The sequence below is a fragment of the Pseudomonas sp. HP_08 genome, assembly GCF_055284095.1.
In genome coordinates, this window is the sequence record NZ_JBTOQC010000018.1 from 77,225 (window position 1) to 99,184 (window position 21,960).

The window sequence follows — 21,960 nt, forward strand, 5'->3', positions numbered from 1 at the left end:
CAATAAAGCGTCTATTGACGGCACTTGGACAACTGTTCAGATTTTATCCAATTCAGCCTTTATCCAGTCATCCAGAGCGGGTATCATGCCCACCCTTTTTCAAACTCCAGGTTCGGTCTGGCCATTGCGCAAGCAGCTGGACGAACGAACCGTTGCAGACCCCATGCAACGGTTTTTCATGCGGCCTTTGGATGATTCGGCCCCTTTATAGGTAAAGCTATGGCGGCGGTACGTATCGGCCCTTACACATTGCAGAACGGCTTGATTCTCGCCCCGATGGCGGGCGTCACCGACCAGCCTTTCCGCCAGTTATGCCGTCGCCTCGGAGCGGGCCTGGTGGTGTCGGAAATGGTCACCAGTGACATGAGCCTGTGGAACAGCCGCAAATCGCGTCTGCGCATGATCCATGAAGGTGATCCCGAGCCGCGCTCGGTGCAGATCGCCGGTGGCGACCCGCAGATGCTGGCCGATGCAGCACGGGCCAATGTCGAGTTCGGTGCACAGATCATCGACATCAACATGGGCTGCCCGGCCAAGAAGGTGTGCAACAAGGCAGCAGGTTCTGCGCTGTTGAAGGACGAGCAACTGGTGACCGAGATCCTGCAGGCCGTGGTCGGCGCAGTCGATGTGCCGGTCACCCTGAAGATTCGCACCGGCTGGGACCGTGACAACAAGAACGGCCTGACCGTGGCAAAGATCGCCGAACAGGCCGGTATCCAGGCACTGGCCGTTCACGGCCGCACCCGGGCCGACCTGTACACCGGTGAAGCGGAGTACGACACCATCGCGGCGATCAAGCAGGCGGTGTCGATTCCGGTGTTTGCCAATGGCGACATCGACTCGCCCGAGAAGGCCCGGCACGTGCTGCAGGCCACCGGTGCCGATGGTTTGCTGATTGGCAGGGCCGCTCAGGGGCGGCCATGGATTTTTCGCGAGATAGAACACTACCTGCGCACCGGCGAGAAGCTGCCGGCGGTGGGTCTGAATGAAGTGGAAGGCATCCTGATGGAGCATCTGCACGCGCTCCACGCCTTCTATGGCGATGTGATGGGCGTGCGGATCGCACGCAAGCATGTCGGCTGGTATCTCGCAACCTTGCCGGGCGCCAGGGAGTTTCGCGCCCACTTCAATCGTTTGGACGATACGCAAGAACAATGCGCCAACATCCGGGAATTCTTGCGCCAGAGTGGCCAGGGGCCGGATGACGAGAATGAAGAAGAGGTGGCCGCATGACGATGATGACCGAGACTTTAGTGAGTGGAACGACACCCGTGAGCGACAATGTCAATTTGAAACAGCACCTCAACACGCCGAGCGAAGAGGGCCAGACCCTGCGCGGCAGTGTCGAGAAGGCGCTGCACAATTATTTCGCCCACCTCGAAGGCGCCAATGTCACGGACGTGTACAACCTGGTGCTCTCCGAAGTCGAAGCCCCACTGCTCGAAAGCGTCATGAACTACGTCAAGGGCAACCAGACCAAAGCCAGCGAGGTGCTGGGCCTGAACCGCGGCACGCTGCGCAAGAAACTCAAACAGTACGACCTGCTTTAAGCATCCCTAAACAGACAAAGCCCAAGGCGACCCGGTCGCCTTTTTTGCTGATTCCTTTTGCTTTGATGGAAATCGAGATGACCGACCAGACCACCCGCCTGCCGATCCGCCGCGCGTTGATCAGCGTTTCCGACAAGACCGGCATCCTTGAGTTTGCCCGTGAGCTCGAAGCCCTGGGCGTGGAAATCCTGTCCACTGGCGGCACCTTCAAGCTGCTGAGCGACAACGGTGTCGCGGCTGTTGAAGTGGCCGACTACACCGGTTTCCCGGAAATGATGGACGGCCGGGTCAAGACCCTGCACCCGAAAATCCACGGCGGCATTCTGGGCCGTCGCGGCACTGACGACGGCGTGATGGGCGAACACGGCATCAAGCCGATCGACCTGGTCGCGGTCAACCTGTACCCGTTCGAAGCCACGGTTGCCAAGCCAGGCTGCGACCTGCCGACCGCCATCGAGAACATCGACATCGGCGGCCCGACCATGGTCCGCTCGGCAGCCAAGAACCATAAGGATGTGGCCATCGTGGTCAACGCCAGCGACTATGCCAGCGTTCTTGAAGGCCTCAAGGCCGGCGGCCTGACCTACGCGCAGCGCTTTGACCTGATGCTCAAGGCCTTCGAGCACACCGCTGCCTACGACGGCATGATCGCCAACTACCTGGGCGGCATCGACCAGAAGGCCGAGACCCTGAGCACCGAAGGCCGTGGCCAGTTCCCACGCACTTTCAACACCCAGTTCGTCAAGGCCCAGGAAATGCGCTACGGCGAGAACCCGCACCAGAGCGCGGCGTTCTACGTTGAAGCCAAGCCTGCCGAAGTCGGCATCGCCACCGCCACCCAGCTGCAAGGCAAAGAGCTGTCGTTCAACAACGTGGCCGACACCGATGCCGCGCTGGAATGCGTCAAGAGCTTCGTCAAGCCAGCCTGCGTGATCGTCAAGCACGCCAACCCGTGCGGCGTCTCGGTTTGCCCTGACGACGAAGGCGGCATCCGCAAGGCCTACGACCTGGCCTACGCCACCGACACCGAATCAGCGTTTGGCGGCATCATTGCCTTCAACCGCGAGCTGGATGCCGAGACCGCCAAGGCGATCGTCGACCGTCAGTTCGTCGAAGTGATCATTGCCCCAAGCGTCAGCGCCGAAGCCCAGGCCATCGTCGCCAGCAAAGCCAACGTGCGCCTGCTGGTCAGCGGCCAGTGGGGCGAGCGTCAGGCCGGCTGGGACTACAAGCGCGTCAACGGCGGCCTGCTGGTACAAAGCCGCGACATCGGCATGATCGGCGCCGACGATCTGAAAGTGGTCACCCAGCGCGCACCGAGCGAGCAGGAAGTCCATGATCTGATCTTCGCCTGGAAAGTGGCCAAGTTCGTCAAGTCCAACGCCATCGTCTACGCCAAGAACCGCCAGACCGTCGGCATCGGCGCCGGCCAGATGAGCCGCGTCAACTCGGCCCGCATCGCCGCCATCAAGGCCGAACACGCAGGCTTGCAGGTGCAAGGCGCGGTCATGGCCTCCGACGCCTTCTTCCCGTTCCGCGACGGCATCGACAATGCGGCCAAGAACGGCATCACTGCCGTGATCCAGCCAGGCGGCTCGATGCGCGATGCTGAAGTGATCGCTGCTGCCGACGAAGCCGGAATCGCGATGGTGTTCACCGGCATGCGCCACTTCAGGCACTAAGCAGCCGCAAGCTTCAAGCTGTCAGCTGCAAGCAAGAGCCGACCGAGGTGTTCTTGCTTGCAGCCCACAAAATCCAAAGCCATACGCTGTAATCCGAATCGACCCGATCCGCTTTTACTTGCAGCTTGTGGCTTATAGCTTCTCCGAAGGAGTCTGTTGTGAACGTATTGATCATTGGCAGCGGTGGCCGTGAACACGCCCTGGCCTGGAAAGTCGCTCAGGACCCGCGTGTCGAGAAAGTCTTCGTTGCACCGGGCAACGCCGGTACCGCCACCGAAGCCAAGTGCGAGAACGTCGCCATTCCCGTGCTGGCCCTTGAGCAACTGGCTGATTTTGCCGAGAAGAATGTCTCGCTGACCATCGTCGGCCCTGAAGTGCCGCTGGTCGCAGGCGTTGTGGACCTGTTTCGCAGCCGTGGCCTGGACTGCTTCGGCCCGACCGCAGGCGCAGCCCAGCTGGAAGGTTCCAAGGCGTTCACCAAGGACTTCCTCGCTCGCCACAAGATTCCGACCGCCGACTACCAGAACTTCACCGAGGTCGAGCCTGCCCTGGCTTACCTGCGTGAAAAAGGCGCGCCGATCGTCATCAAGGCCGACGGCCTGGCCGCCGGCAAGGGCGTGATCGTTGCCCTGACGCTTGAAGAAGCCGAAGACGCGGTACGCGACATGCTGGCCGGCAACGCCTTTGGCGATGCGGGTTCGCGCGTGGTCATCGAGGAGTTCCTCGACGGCGAAGAAGCCAGCTTCATCGTCATGGTCGACGGCAAGAACGTCCTGCCGATGGCGACCAGCCAGGACCACAAACGTGTCGGCGACGGCGACAGCGGCCCGAACACCGGCGGCATGGGCGCTTACTCGCCAGCGCCTGTGGTCACCCAAGAGGTGCATCAGCGGGTCATGGACCTGGTGATCTGGCCCACCGTGCGCGGCATGGCCGAGGAAGGCAACGTCTACACCGGCTTCCTCTATGCTGGTCTGATGATCGATGCTGCGGGCAACCCGAAAGTCATCGAGTTCAACTGCCGCTTCGGCGACCCCGAAACCCAGCCGGTCATGCTGCGCCTGCAATCGAGTCTGGTCTTGCTGGTCGAGGCCGCACTGGCGCAAGCTCTGGACAAGGTCGAAGCGCAATGGGACCCGCGTCCGAGCCTGGGCATCGTCCTGGCTGCCGGTGGCTACCCTGGCGATTACGCCAACGGCGATGCCATCAACGGCCTGGAAGCGGCAGCGCAACTGCCCGGCAAAGTGTTCCATGCCGGTACCGCGCTCAAGGATGGCAACATCGTGACCAGCGGCGGTCGTGTGCTGTGCGCTACAGCGTTGGGCAACACAGTTGGCGATGCCCAGCAAAACGCCTACGCTCTGGCCTCGAAGATCGAATGGCAAGGCAGTTTTTACCGCAAGGACATTGGCTATCGTGCCATTGCCCGTGAGCGTGGTGAAGGCCCGAAATAAGGCCGCCAGGCCAGCCCCTTCGGGGGCTGGCAGGTTATACCGACACCGCGCATGTTTTCGGCATTTATTCACGAAGGGATTTCGCCGTGCGCAGGCTCAGGATTGCCATAGCTTCAACCGTTGTTGGCTTGTTGTCCCTGTTCTTGTTGCTGTCGGCCCAGGCAGCAGGCACGGGATGGTCTTCCTTGCTCGACGAGCAGGGCAGCCTGAGCATTGCCGAGATTCGCGCCGCCCAGCAACAGAACCAGTTCAGCCCTCGCGAGCCCGAAAACATCACCGCCGCCGGTCGCAACAGCGCCCTGTGGCTGCACTACCGGCTGCCTGCGGGCAACCACGAACAATTGCTGCGCATTTTCGCCCCCGACCTTGCCAGCGCCGACCTGTACGTTTTCAAGGGTGATCGACAAGTCGACCACCAGCGCACCGGCAATGCGGTGCCCAAGGAAAGCCAGCGCCTGCCCTCCAACGATTTCCTTCTGCCGGTGCCGCAAAGCGATGGCGTGCAGGACCTGTACCTGCGCCTGGCATCGACCCAGAAAATGCGCCCCGACATCAGCCTGCAACTGGCTATCGAAAGCGCCGCCGACGAACACGAACCGTTTCTGGCCGGACTGATGTTCGGGCTGCTGGGCATGCTGATCCTGCAAAACATCGCCCGCTACAGCCACAGTCGCTCCAAGACCAACCTGTGGCTGGCCGCCTGCGAAGCACTGCTGGCCATCAGCGCACTGCTGCTGCTCAACCGCCTCAATGTGTTCAGCGGCTGGCATGTGCCGCAGACCCCCGCCGCCCACGTGGCGCTGTTGATGGCCGCCATTACCGGCCTGATGTACACCTGGTGTTTCTTTGCCCACCGCAAGGCCCGCGCGCTGGATCGCCTGCTTCTGATCGATGGCGTCCTGATGGCCGTCGGTGCGCTGCTGGTGGTGCTGGTCGACCACATGGCGATCAACCTGCTGACGTTCCTGCTGGTCGCACTGACCATCCTGAGCATCCTGGGGGTTTCGATCTGGCACTGGATCACCGGTTATCACTCTGCCCGGCTGTTCGTGCTGTCGATGGTCATCTTCAACCTGGGCTTCATGGTCCTGTTGCCGGGCATGCTGTGGCTCAGCCTGATCCCGCCGCAATGGCTGGTCGTGATCCTGCTGGGCGTGTTCTGCGTCAGCGGCCTGCTGATGAACACCGCCCTGAGCGAACGCCAGCGCAGCATTGCCGAAGACAAGTTCAGCATCAGCCGCGACGAGGCGGCCAGCACCGCGGAAATCAACGCCAAGGCTGAGTTTCTGGCCAAGATCAGTCACGAGATCCGCACGCCCATGAACGGCGTGCTGGGCATGACCGAACTGCTGCTGGGCACCCCGCTGTCGGTCAAGCAACGCGACTATGTGCAGACCATCCACACCGCCGGCAACGAGCTGCTGAGCCTGATCAACGAAATTCTCGACATCACCAAGCTGGAATCCGGGCAGATCGAACTGGACGATGTGCAGTTCGACATCGGCGCCTTGATCGAAGACTGCCTGAATATCTTCAGGGGCAAGGCCGAACAACAGAACGTCGAGCTGATCAGCCTGGTTCAGTCTCAAGTGCCGCGGGTCATCAGTGGCGACCCGACCCGGCTGCGCCAGACCTTGCTGAGCCTGCTGGAAAACGCCCTGAAAAAGACCGAGGGTGGCGAAATCCTGCTGGTTGCCGCCCTCGACAGCCGCGCCGGCAAGCAACGCCTGCGCATTGCCGTGCAAGACACCGGCGAACCGCTGTCGAGCGAAGAGCGCGATGCGCTGTTGCACACCGAACTGCACAGCAAGAATTTCCTGGCCTCCAGCAAACTGGGCGGGCACCTGGGGCTGGTGATTGCCCGGCAACTGATCATGCTGATGGACGGTGACTTCGGCATCCAGAACAGCGCAGGACTGGGCAATACCCTGTGGCTGAGCCTGCCGCTGCCGGCGCACCTGCTTGAACAACCGACCCTGGACCTGGACAGCCCGCTCAAGGACGCACGCCTGCTGGTGGTCGACGATAACGACACTTGCCGCAAGGTGCTGGTGCAACAGTGTTCGGCATGGGGCCTGAATGTCAGCGCCGTGGCTTCCGGCAAGGAAGCCCTGGCGCTGCTGCGGACCAAGGCGCACTTGCGCGATTACTTCGATGTGGTTCTGCTCGACCAGAACATGCCCGGCATGACCGGCATGCAACTGGCGGCCAAGATCAAGGAAGACCCGAGCCTGAACCACGACATCCTGCTGATCATGCTCACCGGTATCAGCAACGCGCCGAGCAAGATCATCGCGCGCAACGCTGGCATCAAGCGCATCCTGGCCAAACCGGTGGCGGGCTACACGCTCAAGACCACGCTGGCCGACGAACTGACCCAACTGAACAAGGGCGGCGTCCATGCCTCCCCCGAGCCTTCGCCGGTCATTGTCAGCCCGATCGATGTGCCCAGCGACTTCCGCATTCTGGTGGCCGAAGACAACAACATTTCGACCAAGGTGATTCGCGGCATGCTCGGCAAGCTCAACCTCAAGCCTGACACCGCCAGCAATGGCGAAGAAGCCTTGCGCGCCATGAAAGCCCAGCGTTACGACCTGGTCCTGATGGATTGCGAAATGCCGGTACTCGACGGCTTCTCGGCCACCGAGCAGCTGCGGGCCTGGGAAGTGGGCAACCAGCGGGTGCGTACGCCGATCGTCGCCCTCACCGCGCACATTCTCACCGAGCACAAGGATCGCGCCCGCCAGGCGGGTATGGACGGCCACATGTCCAAGCCTGTGGAATTGTCGCAACTGCGCGAGCAGATCGAGTACTGGCTGGTGCAGCGTGACCAGGCCCGTGCCGTGACATCCGACGAACAGCTCTACCAGCAGAACTGATGCCGCACAGGTAGACTGAGCGCACCCTTTTCCGTCGCGAGCGCGAACCATGCTCCATGTGCTGTCCAGCGTGTACCTGAAGATGCTGGTGCTCTATAGCCCGTTCTTCGTGTTGTCCTGCTTCATCAGCCTGACCCGTGGCCATTCACGCAAGGAGCAGAAGCGCCTGGCCTGGAAAGTCGCGCTGGCGACCCTGGTATCCAGCGTGTTGCTGTACCTGTTCGGGCGGGTGATCTTCGACCTGTTCGGCATTACCGTCGATGCCTTTCGCATCGGCGCCGGCACGGTGCTGTTCATCTCGGCGCTGGGCATGGCGCAAGGCAAATCGGCGGTGCAGACCGACAACATCCAGCAGGATGTGAGCATCGTGCCGCTGACCATTCCCATCACCGTCGGCCCCGGCACCATCGGCGCCCTGCTGGTCATGGGTGTCAGCCAGCCGCACTGGGACGACAAGATTACTGCGCTGTTGAGTATCGCCCTGGCCAGTATGACGGTGGGTGTGGTGCTGTTCATGGCCAACCGGATTGAACGCCTGCTGGGCGATCAGGGCTTGCAGATTGTCAGCCGTTTGATGGGATTGTTTGTCTGCGCCCTGGCGGCGCAGATTATCTTTACCGGCATTCGCGGTTATCTGGTGGTGTCCTGAGCCGGGAATAAAGCCCGCTCAGGCGGCAAGCAACGGACAGATCAGGCTCTGGCGCCGGTCACGCAGGGTCATGGCAAACGCCATGCGCAGTGGCCCATAGCGCTCTTCGGACAATTGCAGACGGTGGACACTCAAGGCGATATCGCCCTTGACCGCCTTGCTGCTCCAGGGCCCGAACAAGGTGCTGGCGCTCAGAGGGCCGTCATGTTCGAAGTGGATCTGTAACAAGGTCAGGGTGCAGTCTTTGGTGACCAGCCCCATCTGCAAGCTGATGGTTGTCGCGCCCAGCCCCAGAACCTGATCGGCCAGCAACGTAAAACCGATCTGCTCCACGGGGCAGCGGTTCAAGGCGGCCCTGCAATCGTCGAGCAGCGCAGGTTCGACAGATGCCGGACACAGGGTCCAGACCCAATCCCAGAAAGTCCCGGCCTGGATACAGGGAACCGTCTGCTCGAAACTCTCACTGGCCTGCAACATCCAGCCCAGTCGCCGGGCAGCGGCCAGCCAGGTCTGCTTCCAGCGCGGGTATTGGGTAAAGCGTGAGTATTTGTTCGACGCCGACAACTGCGTATACAACGTGGAGTCCAGGATATCCCGGCAGCTTGGCAGGCCCTGGAAGAACATCAGGCATCCGGCATTGACGATCACTTCATTCACTTTCGTACTCATGAACAACCTGCTCCTTGATAAGCCTCTTGCGGATAAAAAAACAGCCTAGCGATTTCCCTTTTGGGCCGTATCGCCACACCGCCCGGGAAAAACACCAGGACGGCGTGGGATCACAGACTGTCGACGCCATCGAAGCAGCAGGAAATTTCCTGAAGCGTGCGCGCATTGGTTACTTATCAATCGGTTAACCCTGCAAGCAGGCACTACCGGGACGCGACTCGACAGCGCCTCAAGGCAACCTGTCGAAATAGATCAATGTGTATTCCTTCAATTCGTTGCGGATCATTTGCCGATAAGGCGCATACCCCTGCGCCGAATAGCGAAAGGCTCCGCCATCGATGGCAATCGTCATCAGCGCTTGCGGGCTTTTGAACCATGATCCCGCCGTCTCTTCGGTGTGCATTTGCACGCCACAGATCATCACATCGATAAACCCTGCCGCGTCCTTGCGACACGGGACGACCTGCATGCTTTCACTGCGCCCGAACGTGAACCAGCCGTCGAAAAAGGACTGCGCATGAGGGCTGTCCAGCATGGTTTGCAGCGCCGTGCGGGCAAGCACGGATAACGCCTGATGCCCTGTGGCTTCAATGACATTGCCCATTACATGGTGCAGCTCGCGCGAATCGCTGATGGAGCGGACTTCATGGGGCAAGGCGCCGCTGAGGGTAAACCCGCTTTTGTACAAACCCGCCTGATACGTGTTGATCCAGCGCCTCCAGGCTCGATTACGGTCATGTTTCTTATTCGCCAGGCTTTGCGAATAGCGCAGGCAATCGAGGATATCCCTGCGTTCCTGCTGCGAGGTGTCCTCAGAGAACGACACCAGGTCGTTACCGCTCAGCAAGACACCTGCTTGCCCATCAGACCTGATCGACACCCTCGGGTACCTCACAGGGAATTGGCACAATCAACGAACCCTGCTTGCCATTGAGAAAGTCACGGATGCCTTGGCGTACCGGCTGATACTTGCCTGCGTCCCATACGCGCCGGGAAAAACGCGCCTCGATATCGCCCACCGTGTGATGACCGGTAAATGTCTGCGCAAACGGATGTTCCGCAAGAGGCTGCCGGGTGGAGAAAGTCACGAACAACGAGGCCAACTGCGCCGGCGCTTCAAGCACGCTGAACTGCACGGCAAAGGTTGAAGTACCCGGCCCATCGTCCGGCACTTTCAGCGCCTGTTGATGCCACTGCAAGGCGAGCGGATCGGTGCTCGCCAACCCGGCCATGCGTTTGAACAACTGCCTTGTTTGCCCGGCGTCCGGCGGCGACAGTCGCGTCAGCAAACAGGCCTCAATCAGTGCCTCAAGGCTGACACCCGCATCGGCGCCTGGCTGCTCCTTATGGTCATGGCTCTCGGTGATTGTCCACTGCGCACGCAACATGCAGTCTTCATAGTGTTTCAACCATCCATTGGGCGACTTGAACTTGTCGACATCGCCACACTTGAAGTCGGCGTACAGTTGCGAGCACAGCAGGATGTCCTGAATATCGACAGCCTCTTCAGAACACCCCTGCGTTTCCATTAACAACAGATGACCCGCCACCAACTGACCGCTTGCACATTCCATGGTATCGACTCCCGATAAAAACCCGCGAAACACTCGGGCCATCGAATGCATGGCCCGAGCACTCAAGGCATTACTGCCTTGGCAAGCCAGCAAAGAAGTCTTCGGCATTACCCTTGATGTAGTCACGCATCATTTGCTTGTTGTCATTATGGCAATCAAGATCAAAGTTAACGCCGGCCACCATCTCGCGGATATTCAGGCTGGACACCGAACACTCCCAGAACAGTGCGCTGCCCGTGTCCTGAGAGAACTCGACTTCCATCGCCAGCAGATAGGTCACGGGAGTGCCCGCACTTGACTCCAGGCAGGGCATGATCCGGAAACTTGAGGTCGCCCCTTTCTTGCTGTTTTTTTCAAACAGTTTGATCAGTGAGTTTTCGCCTTGCAGCTTGTCCAGCGTCAGGCTCAAGAGCTGGAGCAGCGCCGCCTTGTTAGGGCCGGCGACTGCAGCGATGAGGTCAATCACCAGCGCATCCATGGTCAGTGATACATCGCTGGTCGAAAGTTTGGTGAAGTGCCGGCCGCCCAGGCCAAGCCAGCCGCCGTGGAACATGGCTTCTTCATAATGTTGCAGCCATGCGATACGGTCTGGATTTCCGTTGTCCTGGGCGCGGGCAGCCGCCTCGGCGAACTTCATACTCAGCAAGACGGCCTTGCGGTTTTCCGGGCTGACGCCATCGGCAAAGGCGATGACCAGCGCTTCATCCTTGCAGACTTCAGCCAGGCTATTGGTTGCAACAGCGGGTTGCGACACGTCGGTCAATGCCATTGCCTGCGGCATCGAGGCATCAACAACATCACGTTGCTCAAGAGCCGGCAAGCCTTGAAAGTAAACAGCCGATTCTTTTGGAGTGGGGGAAATATCGTATGCCTTGGTATTCATCATGCATTCCTTGCAACATTATTCAGGTGGACGGCTCTTCTGGCCGCCGCTGAAAACTAGCCGCCCACCTTTTATGCAACAAGGCATAACAAGTAACAATTCATATCGTAATTCGGCCCCCTCAATAAAAACCCACTTCCAACTACAACCCGCCACGCCTACTGTTTATTACACCGGCAGCACTTTCGCACACAGGTAGTGCCTCAGGCACTTCATGCACAAGTCCATAATTACCGTTACAAATTCCATAAATCGATAAAGCGTTACTGTTATGTCCGACTGAAACAGGACACAGGTCACACACGTACCGTAAGAACAGTCCTACAAACCCTCGTCACTGCTTTTAGTGACGTGCCATTGACGAGGGTTTGTAGACACACTTTAGTTGGCCGTACGCTCAGGCTTTGCACCATACCAGCGCGGCGTATACACCCATTGCCCGCCATCACTGCGCGGGAAGGTACAGGTGGTGGACGAGCCGATCAGCACCATGGTGCGCATGTCGACCTGTTCGGGGGTCAGCTCGCCGAGGGTGATGATGCGCAAGGTCTGCCCCGGCCGGCCGATGTCGCGGCCCAGGGTCACGGGCGTTTCGGGCGTGCGGTGCTTGCGCACGATTTCCAGGGCACGGCCCAGTTGCCACGGCCGCGAGCGCGAGATGGGATTGTAGAAGGCCAGTGCCAGATCGGCCTGTGCAGCCAGCGCCAGGCGCTGCTCGATGACGGCCCACGGCTTGAGGTTGTCCGACAGCGACATGACACAGAAATCATGCCCCAGCGGCGCGCCGGCCTGGGCGGCGGTGGCCAGGCTGGCCGACACGCCAGGCAGGATTTCCAGCTCTACCGCTCGCCAGTCGGCGCGTGCCGCATCGTCGACCACTTCGTGCAGGGCTTCGAGCACCGCGGCGGCCATGGCGAAGACGCCGGGATCGCCCGACGACACCACCACCACCGAACGGCCTTGCGCGGCCAGTTCGAAGGCGTGCCGGGAGCGCTGCATTTCTTCGCGGTTATCGGTGCAGTGCAGCACCTGGTCGTCACGAAAGGGGCCGGCCATGCGCACATAGGTTTCATAGCCCAGCACATCGGTGGCGCGGGCCAGTTCGGCCTTGACCGCCGGCACCATCAGCTCGGCAGCACCCGGCCCGAGACCGATGACCGCCAGACGGCCACGGCCCTGGCCGATACGCTGCACAGCCAGCGGCCGTTCAGCGACGCCAATGCTCAGCGCTGTGTTTGCCACGGGCACGCTGTGCAGCGCCACGCCGACCTGCGCCAGGCGCCCGGTCGTTGAAGCCGCTGCGATATAACGCACCGGCACCTGCAATTCGGCGGCCGCCCGATGCAGCAGCGGGTTGGCCATCTGCGTGGTATCGGCCAGCAGGCACGCCAGCGCCGGGGCGGCGATGCCCGCGCCATTCAGGGCGGCACGGACCTCGTCGGCCAGTTGCTCACCCACCTGTTCGACCGCCACCAGCACATTGCGCGGGTAAATCAGCAGTTCATCGGCAGCTGCGTCCCGCTCGAGATGGCTGACATACAGGGTGCGCCCGGCCTCTGCACCCTGAGGCAATTGCGCGTCGCTCAGCCACGGTGCCGCCCCTTCGACCCGCAGCGTTTCACCGGCCAGCAAATCGGAGACAAAACGCTTGCCCTGTTCCAGATCCGCCAGTGCATAACCCGCCGGTGGGTTGAGCAGACAGGTGCCGAAACGCAGCTCGCCACTGGTGGTGATCGCCGGCTGTACCGCCAGCGCCGCAGCGATGTCGCGGGCCAGGACGTTGACCCCGGCCAGGCCACCGAGCAGCGGCACCACGGCGCTGCCGTCCTCGGCCACGGCCAGCACCGGCGGCTCGGCGCCCTTTTCCAGCAACAGCGGCGCCAACGTACGAATCACGATGCCCGCCGCGCACAGGGCCACGATGGGCGTGTTCTGTTGATAAAGCTCACGCACGCTGGCGCCGAACTCGCTGTACAGCCGGTCGGCGTCCTGCACGCGGCCGCTCAGGCCATGAATCAGTGCGCCGGGAAACGCCTGCTGGATACGCCGCGCGGTGGCGAGACTGCCATTGCCGAGGATGACAATGGCCGGAACGTTCTGGGCCATCAGCCTTGCCACCTTTCGCCGGGCACGATAATCAGCGAGAAATACGGCGAAGACATCGGGTCGACTTCATCGAGCGGCACGATCTTCTGGTTGGCCATGGTCGCGCGCTCGACATACAACGCCCGCCCGGCCAGCCCCAGCTCACCGAGTACCTGGCGCACCTTGGGAAAATTACGCCCCAGCTTCATGATCACTGCGGCATCGGTGTCGGCCAGCTTGCGCTTGAGTTCATCGGCCGGCAGCACACCGGAGAGTATCGACAGGCTCTGGTTGCGATACACCAGCGGCGCGCCCAGCACGGACGCGCCTCCGAGCATCGAGCAGACGCCTGGAATCACCTCGGCCACATAGCGCTCGGCCAGGCGGTCATGCAGGTACATATAAGAGCCATAGAAGAACGGGTCGCCTTCGCAGATCACTGCCACGTCGCGGCCGGCATCCAGATGCGCGGCCACCTCAAGGCTGGCCTGATCGTAGAAGTCGCTGATCACCTGTTCATAAGACAGCGGCGCCGGCAGCACCTCGGTGGTCACCGGATAAACCAGCGGCAGCAACACCTGGGCGTCCTGCAGATGACCCTCGATGATGCCAAAGGCATTGCCTTTCTTGCCCTTGGCCACGAAATACGCCACCACCGGCGACTCGCGCAGCAAGCGCAAGGCTTTGACGGTGATCAGCTCCGGGTCGCCGGGGCCGACGCCCAGGCCAATCAGTTTGCCGCGCGCCTGCATCACTCGACCTCCGTGGCCAGTGCGTTGACCGCCGCCACCGCCATGGCGCTGCCACCGCGCCGGCCTTCGACGATCACGAACGGTACGCCACGGCTGTCGGCCGCCAGCATGGCCTTGGATTCGGCGGCGCCGACAAAGCCCACGGGGAAGCCGATGATCAGCGCCGGTTTCGGTGCGCCGGCATCGAGCATTTCAAGCAGATAAAACAGCGCGGTCGGCGCATTGCCGATCACCACCACGCTGCCTTCCAGGTGCGGGCGCCAGTGTTCCAGCGCCACGGCGGAACGGGTATTGCCCACCTCTTTGGCCAGCTCTGGCACGCCTTCGTCGTGCAGGGTGCAGATGATCGGGTTATTGGCCGGCAACCGCGAACGGGTGATGCCCTCGGAGACCATGCGTGCATCGCACAGAATCGGCGCGCCGGCCGCCAGCGCCTGGCGCCCGGCCGCGCCTGCACCTTCGGAGAAGCGCAAATGCTCGATCACATCGACCATGCCGCAGGCATGAATGACCCGCACAGCGAGCTTTTCCAGGTCGGCGGGAATGGTCTCCAGCCGCGCTTCGGCGCGGATGATCGCGAAGGAGTTACGGTAGATCTCCTGACCATCGCGGATGTAATCAATCATGCAGTGCAGCTCCTCGGTCGGCATTCAAAAATTCGCCGACTGCGTCAATAGTAAGGTGGCGGGCGCGCAGCACACCGAAACCGGTGTGCTGCGCATCACGCAGATAAAGATCGTAGCGGCCCGGCGCGACTGCCAGCAGGGTCATTGGCGCGATATGCGCACTGGCGCACGAACGGCGGCAACCCGTCAGGTGTACGGCGGCATGCACCGGCAGGTGTTCGGCCAGCGTCAGGGCATCGGCCTTGGTGTCGGCCAGGCCCTTGGCACAACCGGCGGAACCGGTGCAAGCCACCAGACGCGCCAGCGGTTGCTGCGCAGCGATGCTCAGGCCGAGCGCTTGCAAGGCGGCCAGTAACGGCGCGGCGCGCATCGCGGGCACATTGGGCAGCAGCAGGCTTTGCCAAGGGGTCAGGTGCAGGCTGGCGTCACCGTATTCGCCAGCCAATCGGGCAACCTGACGGAGCAAGCCGCTGTCCAGCCGTCCCAATGGCGGCGCGGCGCCCACGGCCACCCGATCGTCCTGCGCCTGTGGATAAATGCCCAGATGCCGGTACGCCAGCGCCGCTGGTCGTTGCCAGCCGGTGATGGCTGGATCGCGGCGCAGCGGGGTTTCAAGGCGCTGTGCCAGTTGCTCCAGAAACACCTCGACCGGGATGTTTTCCAGCACATGGCGCATGCGCGCCTGTTCGGGCCGGGCCAGATCGAGAAACAGCTCGAGCACAGCGATTACCAGCGCATGCCCATACGCCTGCGGCACCGCCGCCAATGGCCGGTGTTGCCCAGGACTTCCGGCCAGGCCGAAGCCCAGCCAGGTCTGGCCCTCAAGTGTCAGCGCCGACAACCACACGTCATGGTGATGTTCGAGCATCGCCAGCCCTTCGCCGCCATCGAGCGACACGGCGAACTTGGCCGACAGCTCGTGCAGGCGCGGCCGGTTCTCCAGCGAGGCCAGAATCTGCGCAGCCAATGGCCGGGTGTCACACAGCATCGCCGGATCAAGGCCGGCAGTGGGGCTGAGCATCAGGTTGCGCACATCGTCGCTGGCCGGGTTGGCCGGCCCAACGCCTGCGGCCATCAGTTCACCGACCAGTGCCTGGTGATCGCCATCGATGCCGCGAATCTGCAGGTTGGCACGGTTGGTCAGTTCGATGACGCCATGGGCATAACGCTCGGCAGCCGCCGCCACGGCCAATGCCTGCGCGCTGCCCAGCACGCCACCGGCCAGCTTGATCCGGCAGATGCCGCCATCGCGCGCCGCGACGATGCGCAGCAACCCCGGACAGGCCGAGGGACGAGGTGTCGCGATTGAAGGGCGAACGGACTGCGGCTCGTTCAAGGGGTCACCGATGCGAACGTGGGGGGCTGACAGGGGAATGCGGCCGACACATGGGGCGGACAGGCGCGGTATTATGCCTGCTTTGGCGGCAGGCATGAAAAACGCTCTGTCGGAAGTTCGCATCGAGGTTGTTATGGCTCCCTGGCTCACCGTGGTTGGAATTGGCGAAGACGGCTACAAAGGCTTGGGTCGCCAGGCCCGGCACGCCCTGCTCAATGCCCCTGAAGTGTTTGGCAGCACGCGCCAACTGGCGCTTTTGCCGCCGTGCATCCAGGCCGAGCGGCATGCCTGGCCCAGCCCGTTTTCGCTGAACGCGGTGCTGGAGCGACGCGGCCATCCGGTGTGCGTACTGGCCAGCGGCGACCCGATGCTGTTCGGCGTCGGCGTCAGCCTGTCGCGGCTGGTCGAGCTGGCCGAGATGACCGTGCTGTCGGCACCGTCCTCCTACTCGCTGGCGGCGGCGCGCATGGGCTGGGCCTTGCAGGACGTGGTCACCCTGTCGGTGGTCGCCCGGCCGCTGGCAGCGGTGAGCGCGCATTTGCACCACGGCCTGCGCCTGCTGGTGCTGAGCAACGACAGCTCAAGCCCCGCCGCACTGGCAAATTTACTGCGCGAGCGCGGCTTCGGGCCCAGCCATATGACGGTGCTGGAGCATCTGGGCGGCCCCGCCGAACGACGCCTCGACGGCCTGGCTTGCGACTGGGGCACGCCGGAGATTGCTGCACTGAACCTGGTCGCCATCGACTGCCGCGCCGAACCCGGCACCTTGCGCCCGAGCCCACTGGCCGGCCTGCCGGACCATGCCTACCAGCATGACGGTCAATTGACCAAGCGCGATGTACGGGCCATGACCCTGGCGCGCCTGGCGCCGGTGCCGGGCGAACTGCTGTGGGACGTCGGCGCCGGTTGCGGTTCGATCGGCATCGAATGGATGCGCGCCCACCCGACCTGTCGGGCGCTGGCCATCGAGGCTGACGAAGGCCGCCAGCAACTGATCGAACGCAACCGCGACAGCCTCGGCGTACCGGGCCTGCAACTGGTGCGCGGTACGGCGCCCGATGCACTGGCCGGTCTGGAAAGCCCGGATGCCATTTTCATCGGCGGCGGCGTGACCCGCCCCGGCGTGCTGGATGCCTGCTGGGAGCGCTTGCGCCCCGGCGGCCGACTGGTGGCCAACGCGGTCACCCTGCAAAGCGAAGCCACGTTGATGGCCTGGCGCGAACAGCATGGCGGCGAGTTGACCCGCTTGCAGGTCGCCCATGCCAAACCTCTTGGCGAGTTCGACACCTGGCGCCAGGCGCTGCCCATCACCCTGCTGGACCTGGTCAAACCCTGATGCGTGAAGAAACCGCCGAGCAACCCGCCCCCCTGCGCAGCGGCCTGACCACCGGCAGCTGCGCCACGGCCACCAGCCTGGCGGCGGCGCGCCTGCTGCTCAGCGGTCAGGCGTGCGATGCGGTCGAAATCGTCTTGCCCAAAGGCAAGCAGGTGCAGATGCGCCTGGAGTTCTGCCGCCTGCTCGACGATGGCGCCGAAGCATCAACGATCAAGGACGCCGGCGACGACCCGGATGTGACTCACGGCGCGCTGGTGTTTGCCCAGGTACGGTTGACCGGCGAGCCGGGCGTGCGTTTTCTCGCAGGCCCCGGCGTGGGCACTGTCACCCGCCCAGGCCTGGTGCTGGCGGTGGGCGAACCGGCGATCAACCCGGTGCCACGGCAGATGATGAGCCAGCACTTGCAGCGCCTCGCCGACGAGCACGGGCATACCGGCGGCTTTGAAGTGACCATTGGCGTCGAGGGCGGCGAAGCCCTGGCGCTGAAAACCATGAACCCGCGCCTGGGCATTCTTGGCGGGCTGTCGATTCTAGGCACCAGCGGCATCGTGCGGCCGTTTTCCTGCGCGGCCTACATCGCCTCGATCCAGCAAGGCATCGATGTCGCCACCACCAACGGCTATATGCACATCGCCGCCTGCACCGGCAACGCCAGCGAAGACACCATGCGCCGGGTCTATGGCATCCCGGACATCGCCCTGATCGAAATGGGCGACTTTGTCGGTGCGGTGCTCAAGCATCTGCGCAAGGTGCCTGTGGCCAAGTTGAGCCTGTGCGGCGGCTTCGGCAAGATCAGCAAACTGGCCGCCAAACACATGGACCTGCACAGCCGCCATTCCAGCATCGACCTGCCGCAACTGGCGCGCTGGGCCGCCGATGTCGGCGCCGATGCCGGGCTGCAACAACGCATCTGCGACGCCAACACCAGCCAGCAGGCCCTGGCCATGTGCAGCGCGGCCGGCGTGCCGCTCGGTGATACGGTATGCCGTCATGCGCTGGCGTTCGCCCGCAGCGTGGTGCCGGCCGGCATTGAGGTAGAAGTCTTTGCCATCGACCGTCAGGGCGGCATCGTCGGTCATGCCTTATAAGGAAGCTGTGATGAAACGCATTTTGCTGCTCGGCGGCGTGACCGAGGCCCTGGCTATCGCCCGCACCCTTGGGCCTGAACACATTTACAGCCTGGCCGGCGTCGGCCGGGTACCGACCGACCTGACCTGCCAGGTGCGCGTTGGCGGCTATGGCGGCGCCGAAGGGCTGGCGCGCTTTATCGGCGAACAGGGCATCGACCTGCTGCTGGACGCGACCCACCCGTATGCCGCGCAAATGAGCCACAACGCTGCCGCCGCCGCACGGCTCACCGGCGTGCCTTGCTGGGCCTTGCGCCGTCCGGCCTGGCATCCCGGGCCGGACGACGACTGGCGTGAAGTTGCGGACTGGGCCGGATTGATCGAGGCACTGGCGCCGTTTCGCCGGCCATTATTTACGCTGGGCCGTGAGCCGATGCAGCATCTGGATGAAATCCCGCCGCAGCAGTTCTGGACGCTGCGGGCGCTGGACAGCGCTCCGGGCAGCCCCTCGAGCAGTGAACGCTACGACGTGATCGCCGCACGCGGGCCGTTTCATCTGCAAGACGAGCGAGTGTTGTTTGAACAATGCAGCATTGATGTGTTGATCAGCAAGAACAGCGGCAGCCAGTCCACCGAACCCAAGCTGCAAGTGGCCAGAGAACGCGCAATACCGGTGCTGATCCTCAAGCGGCCCGAGCTGCCGCCGGTAGACCGGGAACTGGACAGCGTGGCGGCGGTGCTGGAGGCATTGAGCGTATAAGCGCCGCTGCCGGGTACTATCCGCAGGATCGCTTGCACTTTTGCCCACGCACCGGCGGCGCATGCCCGGCAAACGCTATCATCGCGCCTTTCTTCCCGCCCGACAGGACCTGCCCCGTGGCCTTACGCCTGACCGTGATTGACCAAACGCCGGTACACGGCGATCGCCCTGCACTGCTGGCGCCGCAGTCTTCGGTGGAACTGGCCATCGCCTGCGAGGGCTTTGGCTATCACCGTTACTGGCTGGCCGAACACCACGACAGCATTCAGTTCGCCGGCCCCGCGCCCGAGATTTTGCTCACCCGCGTGGCCAGCGCTACCCACACGATCCGGGTCGGCAGCGGCGGCGTCATGCTCAGCCACTACAGCCCGTTCAAGGTCGCCGAGACCTTTGCGCTGCTGGGCAGCCTGTTCCCCGGTCGCATCGACCTGGGCATTGGCCGGGCGCCCGGCGGCGGGCACCTCAGTTCACGGGCGCTGGCCTCGGGCGTGCCCGGCCACGGCGAAGACTTCGCCCGCCAGGCTGCCGACCTGTGCGGTTTTCTGCGTGGCACCCTGCCGGCCAACCACCCGTTCGCCGCCCTGCACTACCCGGTCGACGCGCAAACCCGGCCCTCGCTGTGGATGCTCGGTTCCAGCGGCGCCAGCGCCCACCTGGCCGGGCAACTGGGCATGGGCCTGGCACTGGCACGCTTCATCGCGCCCGAAACCTGTGACCCGGTGATCTTCGATCATCATGCTCAAGCCTTTACCGCCACAGGTAATGGTGCCCGACCACCGCGCCTGCTGGCCCTGGCGGTGATCTGTGCTGAAACCGACGAGCAGGCGCGCTTTATTGCCGGCACAGCGGCCTACCGCAAACTGACCAGCGGCCAACGCCCGCAACAACCGTTGCAGAGCCCTGAAGATGTTGCGCAGCGTTACCAGAAGATGTCACCGGGTGAGCAAGCCGGGTTCGACCAGACCCTGAGCAATATGGTGGTGGGGTCACCCGCGAGTTGTCGCCAACAGATCAGTGAACTGGCCGAGCGGTTTGGCTGTGAGGACATCGGGATTGTGACGGTGACATATGCGTTCGAGACGCGACTGGCGAGCTATCGGTTGCTGGCGCAGGGGTTGAGATAAGCGCAAGTGGGTTATTTCATCGCTTGAAGCCGCCCTTTTCTGACAGCCACTTCTCTTTCGCCCGTACGAATTTTCCGAGAAAATCGCCACCCCTTGCGTGTGGCATTCATCGATTCTAGGCTGCGTCAAAACAGCCCCGACAGGCGCTTGACAGCGTCCAGCCGGTGACCCCAAGGATCAGGATGACCCCGCCATGAGCAAAGTAATACCCCACCAACTCTCCCTTGAAGATTCCCTGGCACGCCTCTCCGATCTGCTGCGCTGCGCATCGGCCACCGCTCATGAAAGCGGCAGCAAGCTGAAGGGGACAAAACAAGGTCTGGCCCTGTCGACCCTGTACCTGATCGATATGGCCCGGGTTGAACTGAAGAATTCGTTACAGCGCCTGGAAGCTGCAGAGCCGCAATGATGCACTGCAACGCTGCGCTTTTTACTTCTCCTACCCGTTCAGGCTAAATGGCGCACTGATAACCGGCCACGGAGCCTGCCATGCTCAAAAAAGCCCTGCTACTGGCCGCACTGATGTTGCCTGCCATGTTCGCCCATGCCCATGAGTACAAGGCCGGCAGCCTGCTGATCGAGCACCCGTGGTCGATGCAACTGCCACCCAATGCGCCAGCCGTGGCGGCGTACTTCGTGATCGACAATAAAGGCAATGCCGACCGGTTGCTCAGTGTCGACAGCCCTGTCGCCGGTCGCGCCGAGTTGCACGAGCATGTGCATGTCGACGGCCTGATGAAGATGCGCCAGGTGCCGAGTGTCGAGGTGCCAGCCAATGGCCAGGTGCGTTTTGCCCCCATGGCCTACCATGTGATGCTGCTGGACCTCAAAGACCGCTCGCAACTGGTCGATGGCCAGCGTTTCGAGCTGGTTCTGCACTTTGAAAAAGCAGGCGCTGTGCCCGTACAGGTCATGGTACAAAAGCAGCCCCCTGAGCCTGGCCAGGAACCACAGCACAACCATTGAGTAAACGCCTGACGTGAGCGCCGTGCGGCCAAATCGCAAAGCCAAGGCTCAGCCTCGTAACCCGCGAGGCACCTGGCTGAGCCTGTTTGCCATGTTGATGATCTTTATCGGTCCACTGATTTCACAGTCGATGCCGATGGAGCATCACGCCGGTATGCCCATGCCCGCCGCGCAGCCTGTCGGCATGGCAATGCACGCTGATCACAGCCATCACGACAACGCTCATGCCGGGCATGCCACCGTAGCCGCCACCGACAGCACCGACAGCACCGACATGGATCACGCCCTGTGGGCCAAGTGCGGTTATTGCACCCTGCTGTTCGGTTGCCCCGCCCTGCCGCAAGTGCTGACGCTGGTGGCCGTCACCCCGCCCAAACCCTCCGACTTCTATGCCGCCCTGACCCGCGACGGGCATGCGCGCCATACCATATTCCTCAATGCCCTGAGCCGGGCGCCGCCGTTGTTGACGCTGTCTTGATCCGCTAACCCACGCAGCCACCAAGGCTGCGCGATCCTGACTGCTGGACGGAAAGAACCATGAAACATTCTCTCGCCCCCGGTGCGCGCA

Annotated in this window: 21 protein-coding genes; 13 read left to right on the top strand and 8 right to left on the bottom strand. The window is 62.6% G+C overall.

Features of this window, described 5'->3' with window-relative positions; all coding sequences use genetic code 11:
* The first annotated feature begins 219 nt into the window (after positions 1–219).
* The 6 genes from dusB (at position 220) to ACYAS9_RS17365 (ending at position 8,214) form a co-directional block, all read left to right on the top strand.
* On the top strand, positions 220–1,233 hold the full coding sequence (gene dusB / locus ACYAS9_RS17340) for a tRNA dihydrouridine synthase DusB (protein ID WP_463569499.1): 1,014 nt from the start codon (positions 220–222) through the stop codon (positions 1,231–1,233).
* Positions 1,230–1,550, top strand: a complete 321-nt coding sequence (fis, locus tag ACYAS9_RS17345; protein ID WP_045486967.1) for a DNA-binding transcriptional regulator Fis — start codon at positions 1,230–1,232, stop codon at positions 1,548–1,550. Before dusB ends, fis begins: the two co-directional genes overlap by 4 nt.
* A gap of 77 nt (positions 1,551–1,627) precedes the next feature.
* Positions 1,628–3,232 carry a bifunctional phosphoribosylaminoimidazolecarboxamide formyltransferase/IMP cyclohydrolase gene (gene purH, locus ACYAS9_RS17350; RefSeq protein WP_463569500.1) on the top strand — a complete coding sequence of 535 codons (1,605 nt, stop codon included), beginning with the start codon at positions 1,628–1,630 and terminating at the stop codon, positions 3,230–3,232.
* 158 nt (positions 3,233–3,390) lie between these two features.
* Positions 3,391–4,686: a phosphoribosylamine--glycine ligase gene (purD, locus tag ACYAS9_RS17355; protein ID WP_463569501.1), complete on the top strand. Its 1,296-nt coding sequence runs from the start codon at positions 3,391–3,393 to the stop codon at positions 4,684–4,686.
* Between the two features lie 86 nt (positions 4,687–4,772).
* The gene (locus tag ACYAS9_RS17360; protein WP_463569502.1) at positions 4,773–7,565 is read left to right on the top strand and encodes a hybrid sensor histidine kinase/response regulator; all 2,793 of its coding nucleotides are present in this window, start codon (positions 4,773–4,775) and stop codon (positions 7,563–7,565) included.
* A 49-nt stretch (positions 7,566–7,614) separates the two neighbouring features.
* Entirely contained in the window at positions 7,615–8,214 is a 600-nt protein-coding gene (locus ACYAS9_RS17365) for a MarC family protein (RefSeq protein WP_463569503.1), read from the top strand.
* An 18-nt stretch (positions 8,215–8,232) separates the two neighbouring features.
* Here the strand turns inward: ACYAS9_RS17365 and ACYAS9_RS17370 are convergent, their stop codons facing one another.
* The 8 genes from ACYAS9_RS17370 to cobG all read right to left on the bottom strand — a co-directional run bounded on the left by ACYAS9_RS17370 (position 8,233) and on the right by cobG (position 16,139).
* On the bottom strand, positions 8,233–8,883 hold the full coding sequence (locus ACYAS9_RS17370) for a hypothetical protein (RefSeq protein WP_463569504.1): 651 nt from the start codon (positions 8,881–8,883) through the stop codon (positions 8,233–8,235).
* A gap of 229 nt (positions 8,884–9,112) precedes the next feature.
* On the bottom strand, positions 9,113–9,730 hold the full coding sequence (locus ACYAS9_RS17375; protein ID WP_463569505.1) for a hypothetical protein: 618 nt from the start codon (positions 9,728–9,730) through the stop codon (positions 9,113–9,115).
* Between the two features lie 16 nt (positions 9,731–9,746).
* Complete coding sequence (locus ACYAS9_RS17380) at positions 9,747–10,457, bottom strand: hypothetical protein (protein WP_463569506.1); 711 nt, start codon at positions 10,455–10,457, stop codon at positions 9,747–9,749.
* A 70-nt stretch (positions 10,458–10,527) separates the two neighbouring features.
* Positions 10,528–11,340, bottom strand: a complete 813-nt coding sequence (locus ACYAS9_RS17385; RefSeq protein WP_463569507.1) for a hypothetical protein — start codon at positions 11,338–11,340, stop codon at positions 10,528–10,530.
* Between the two features lie 381 nt (positions 11,341–11,721).
* Positions 11,722–13,446 (bottom strand): precorrin-3B C(17)-methyltransferase, encoded by a 1,725-nt coding sequence (gene cobJ / locus ACYAS9_RS17390; RefSeq protein ID WP_463569508.1) that lies wholly within the window; start codon positions 13,444–13,446, stop codon positions 11,722–11,724.
* Positions 13,446–14,177 (bottom strand): precorrin-2 C(20)-methyltransferase, encoded by a 732-nt coding sequence (locus tag ACYAS9_RS17395; RefSeq protein WP_463569529.1) that lies wholly within the window; start codon positions 14,175–14,177, stop codon positions 13,446–13,448. Before ACYAS9_RS17395 ends, cobJ begins: the two co-directional genes overlap by 1 nt.
* Positions 14,177–14,803 carry a precorrin-8X methylmutase gene (locus tag ACYAS9_RS17400; protein WP_463569509.1) on the bottom strand — a complete coding sequence of 209 codons (627 nt, stop codon included), beginning with the start codon at positions 14,801–14,803 and terminating at the stop codon, positions 14,177–14,179. Before ACYAS9_RS17400 ends, ACYAS9_RS17395 begins: the two co-directional genes overlap by 1 nt.
* On the bottom strand, positions 14,796–16,139 hold the full coding sequence (gene cobG, locus ACYAS9_RS17405; protein WP_463569510.1) for a precorrin-3B synthase: 1,344 nt from the start codon (positions 16,137–16,139) through the stop codon (positions 14,796–14,798). The genes ACYAS9_RS17400 and cobG overlap by 8 nt, the downstream gene beginning before the upstream one ends.
* 133 nt (positions 16,140–16,272) lie before the next feature.
* Here cobG and cbiE point away from each other — a divergent pair, with 133 nt between their 5' ends.
* The 7 genes from cbiE (at position 16,273) to ACYAS9_RS17440 (ending at position 21,870) form a co-directional block, all read left to right on the top strand.
* Positions 16,273–17,475: a precorrin-6y C5,15-methyltransferase (decarboxylating) subunit CbiE gene (gene cbiE / locus ACYAS9_RS17410; protein ID WP_463569511.1), complete on the top strand. Its 1,203-nt coding sequence runs from the start codon at positions 16,273–16,275 to the stop codon at positions 17,473–17,475.
* The gene (locus ACYAS9_RS17415) at positions 17,475–18,563 is read left to right on the top strand and encodes a cobalt-precorrin-5B (C(1))-methyltransferase (protein WP_463569512.1); all 1,089 of its coding nucleotides are present in this window, start codon (positions 17,475–17,477) and stop codon (positions 18,561–18,563) included. The genes cbiE and ACYAS9_RS17415 overlap by 1 nt, the downstream gene beginning before the upstream one ends.
* Before the next feature lie 10 nt (positions 18,564–18,573).
* On the top strand, positions 18,574–19,302 hold the full coding sequence (locus tag ACYAS9_RS17420) for a cobalt-precorrin-6A reductase (RefSeq protein ID WP_463569513.1): 729 nt from the start codon (positions 18,574–18,576) through the stop codon (positions 19,300–19,302).
* Positions 19,303–19,418: 116 nt separating this feature from the next.
* A complete protein-coding gene (locus tag ACYAS9_RS17425; RefSeq protein ID WP_463569514.1) occupies positions 19,419–20,426 on the top strand; it encodes an MsnO8 family LLM class oxidoreductase in 1,008 nt (335 codons plus the stop codon).
* A gap of 193 nt (positions 20,427–20,619) precedes the next feature.
* Positions 20,620–20,835 (top strand): DUF6124 family protein, encoded by a 216-nt coding sequence (locus ACYAS9_RS17430; RefSeq protein WP_463569515.1) that lies wholly within the window; start codon positions 20,620–20,622, stop codon positions 20,833–20,835.
* A gap of 80 nt (positions 20,836–20,915) precedes the next feature.
* Positions 20,916–21,392, top strand: a complete 477-nt coding sequence (locus ACYAS9_RS17435; protein WP_463569516.1) for a copper chaperone PCu(A)C — start codon at positions 20,916–20,918, stop codon at positions 21,390–21,392.
* Positions 21,393–21,405: 13 nt separating this feature from the next.
* A complete protein-coding gene (locus tag ACYAS9_RS17440; RefSeq protein WP_463569517.1) occupies positions 21,406–21,870 on the top strand; it encodes a DUF2946 domain-containing protein in 465 nt (154 codons plus the stop codon).
* The last annotated feature ends 90 nt before the right edge of the window (positions 21,871–21,960 follow it).

What these genes read in the sequence shown, in the direction of transcription:
- purH (WP_463569500.1), top strand. Translation starts at nt 1,628, where the DNA reads ATGACCGACCAGACCACCCGCCTGCCGATCCGCCGCGCGTTGATCAGC.
- ACYAS9_RS17395 (WP_463569529.1), bottom strand. Translation starts at nt 14,177, where the DNA reads ATGCAGGCGCGCGGCAAACTGATTGGCCTGGGCGTCGGCCCCGGCGAC.
- ACYAS9_RS17365 (WP_463569503.1), top strand. Translation starts at nt 7,615, where the DNA reads ATGCTCCATGTGCTGTCCAGCGTGTACCTGAAGATGCTGGTGCTCTAT.
- ACYAS9_RS17400 (WP_463569509.1), bottom strand. Translation starts at nt 14,803, where the DNA reads ATGATTGATTACATCCGCGATGGTCAGGAGATCTACCGTAACTCCTTC.
- ACYAS9_RS17420 (WP_463569513.1), top strand. Translation starts at nt 18,574, where the DNA reads ATGAAACGCATTTTGCTGCTCGGCGGCGTGACCGAGGCCCTGGCTATC.
- dusB (WP_463569499.1), top strand. Translation starts at nt 220, where the DNA reads ATGGCGGCGGTACGTATCGGCCCTTACACATTGCAGAACGGCTTGATT.
- ACYAS9_RS17430 (WP_463569515.1), top strand. Translation starts at nt 20,620, where the DNA reads ATGAGCAAAGTAATACCCCACCAACTCTCCCTTGAAGATTCCCTGGCA.
- fis (WP_045486967.1), top strand. Translation starts at nt 1,230, where the DNA reads ATGACGATGATGACCGAGACTTTAGTGAGTGGAACGACACCCGTGAGC.
- ACYAS9_RS17435 (WP_463569516.1), top strand. Translation starts at nt 20,916, where the DNA reads ATGCTCAAAAAAGCCCTGCTACTGGCCGCACTGATGTTGCCTGCCATG.
- ACYAS9_RS17385 (WP_463569507.1), bottom strand. Translation starts at nt 11,340, where the DNA reads ATGAATACCAAGGCATACGATATTTCCCCCACTCCAAAAGAATCGGCT.
- cobJ (WP_463569508.1), bottom strand. Translation starts at nt 13,446, where the DNA reads ATGGCCCAGAACGTTCCGGCCATTGTCATCCTCGGCAATGGCAGTCTC.
- ACYAS9_RS17380 (WP_463569506.1), bottom strand. Translation starts at nt 10,457, where the DNA reads ATGGAATGTGCAAGCGGTCAGTTGGTGGCGGGTCATCTGTTGTTAATG.
- ACYAS9_RS17370 (WP_463569504.1), bottom strand. Translation starts at nt 8,883, where the DNA reads ATGAGTACGAAAGTGAATGAAGTGATCGTCAATGCCGGATGCCTGATG.
- ACYAS9_RS17415 (WP_463569512.1), top strand. Translation starts at nt 17,475, where the DNA reads ATGCGTGAAGAAACCGCCGAGCAACCCGCCCCCCTGCGCAGCGGCCTG.
- cbiE (WP_463569511.1), top strand. Translation starts at nt 16,273, where the DNA reads ATGGCTCCCTGGCTCACCGTGGTTGGAATTGGCGAAGACGGCTACAAA.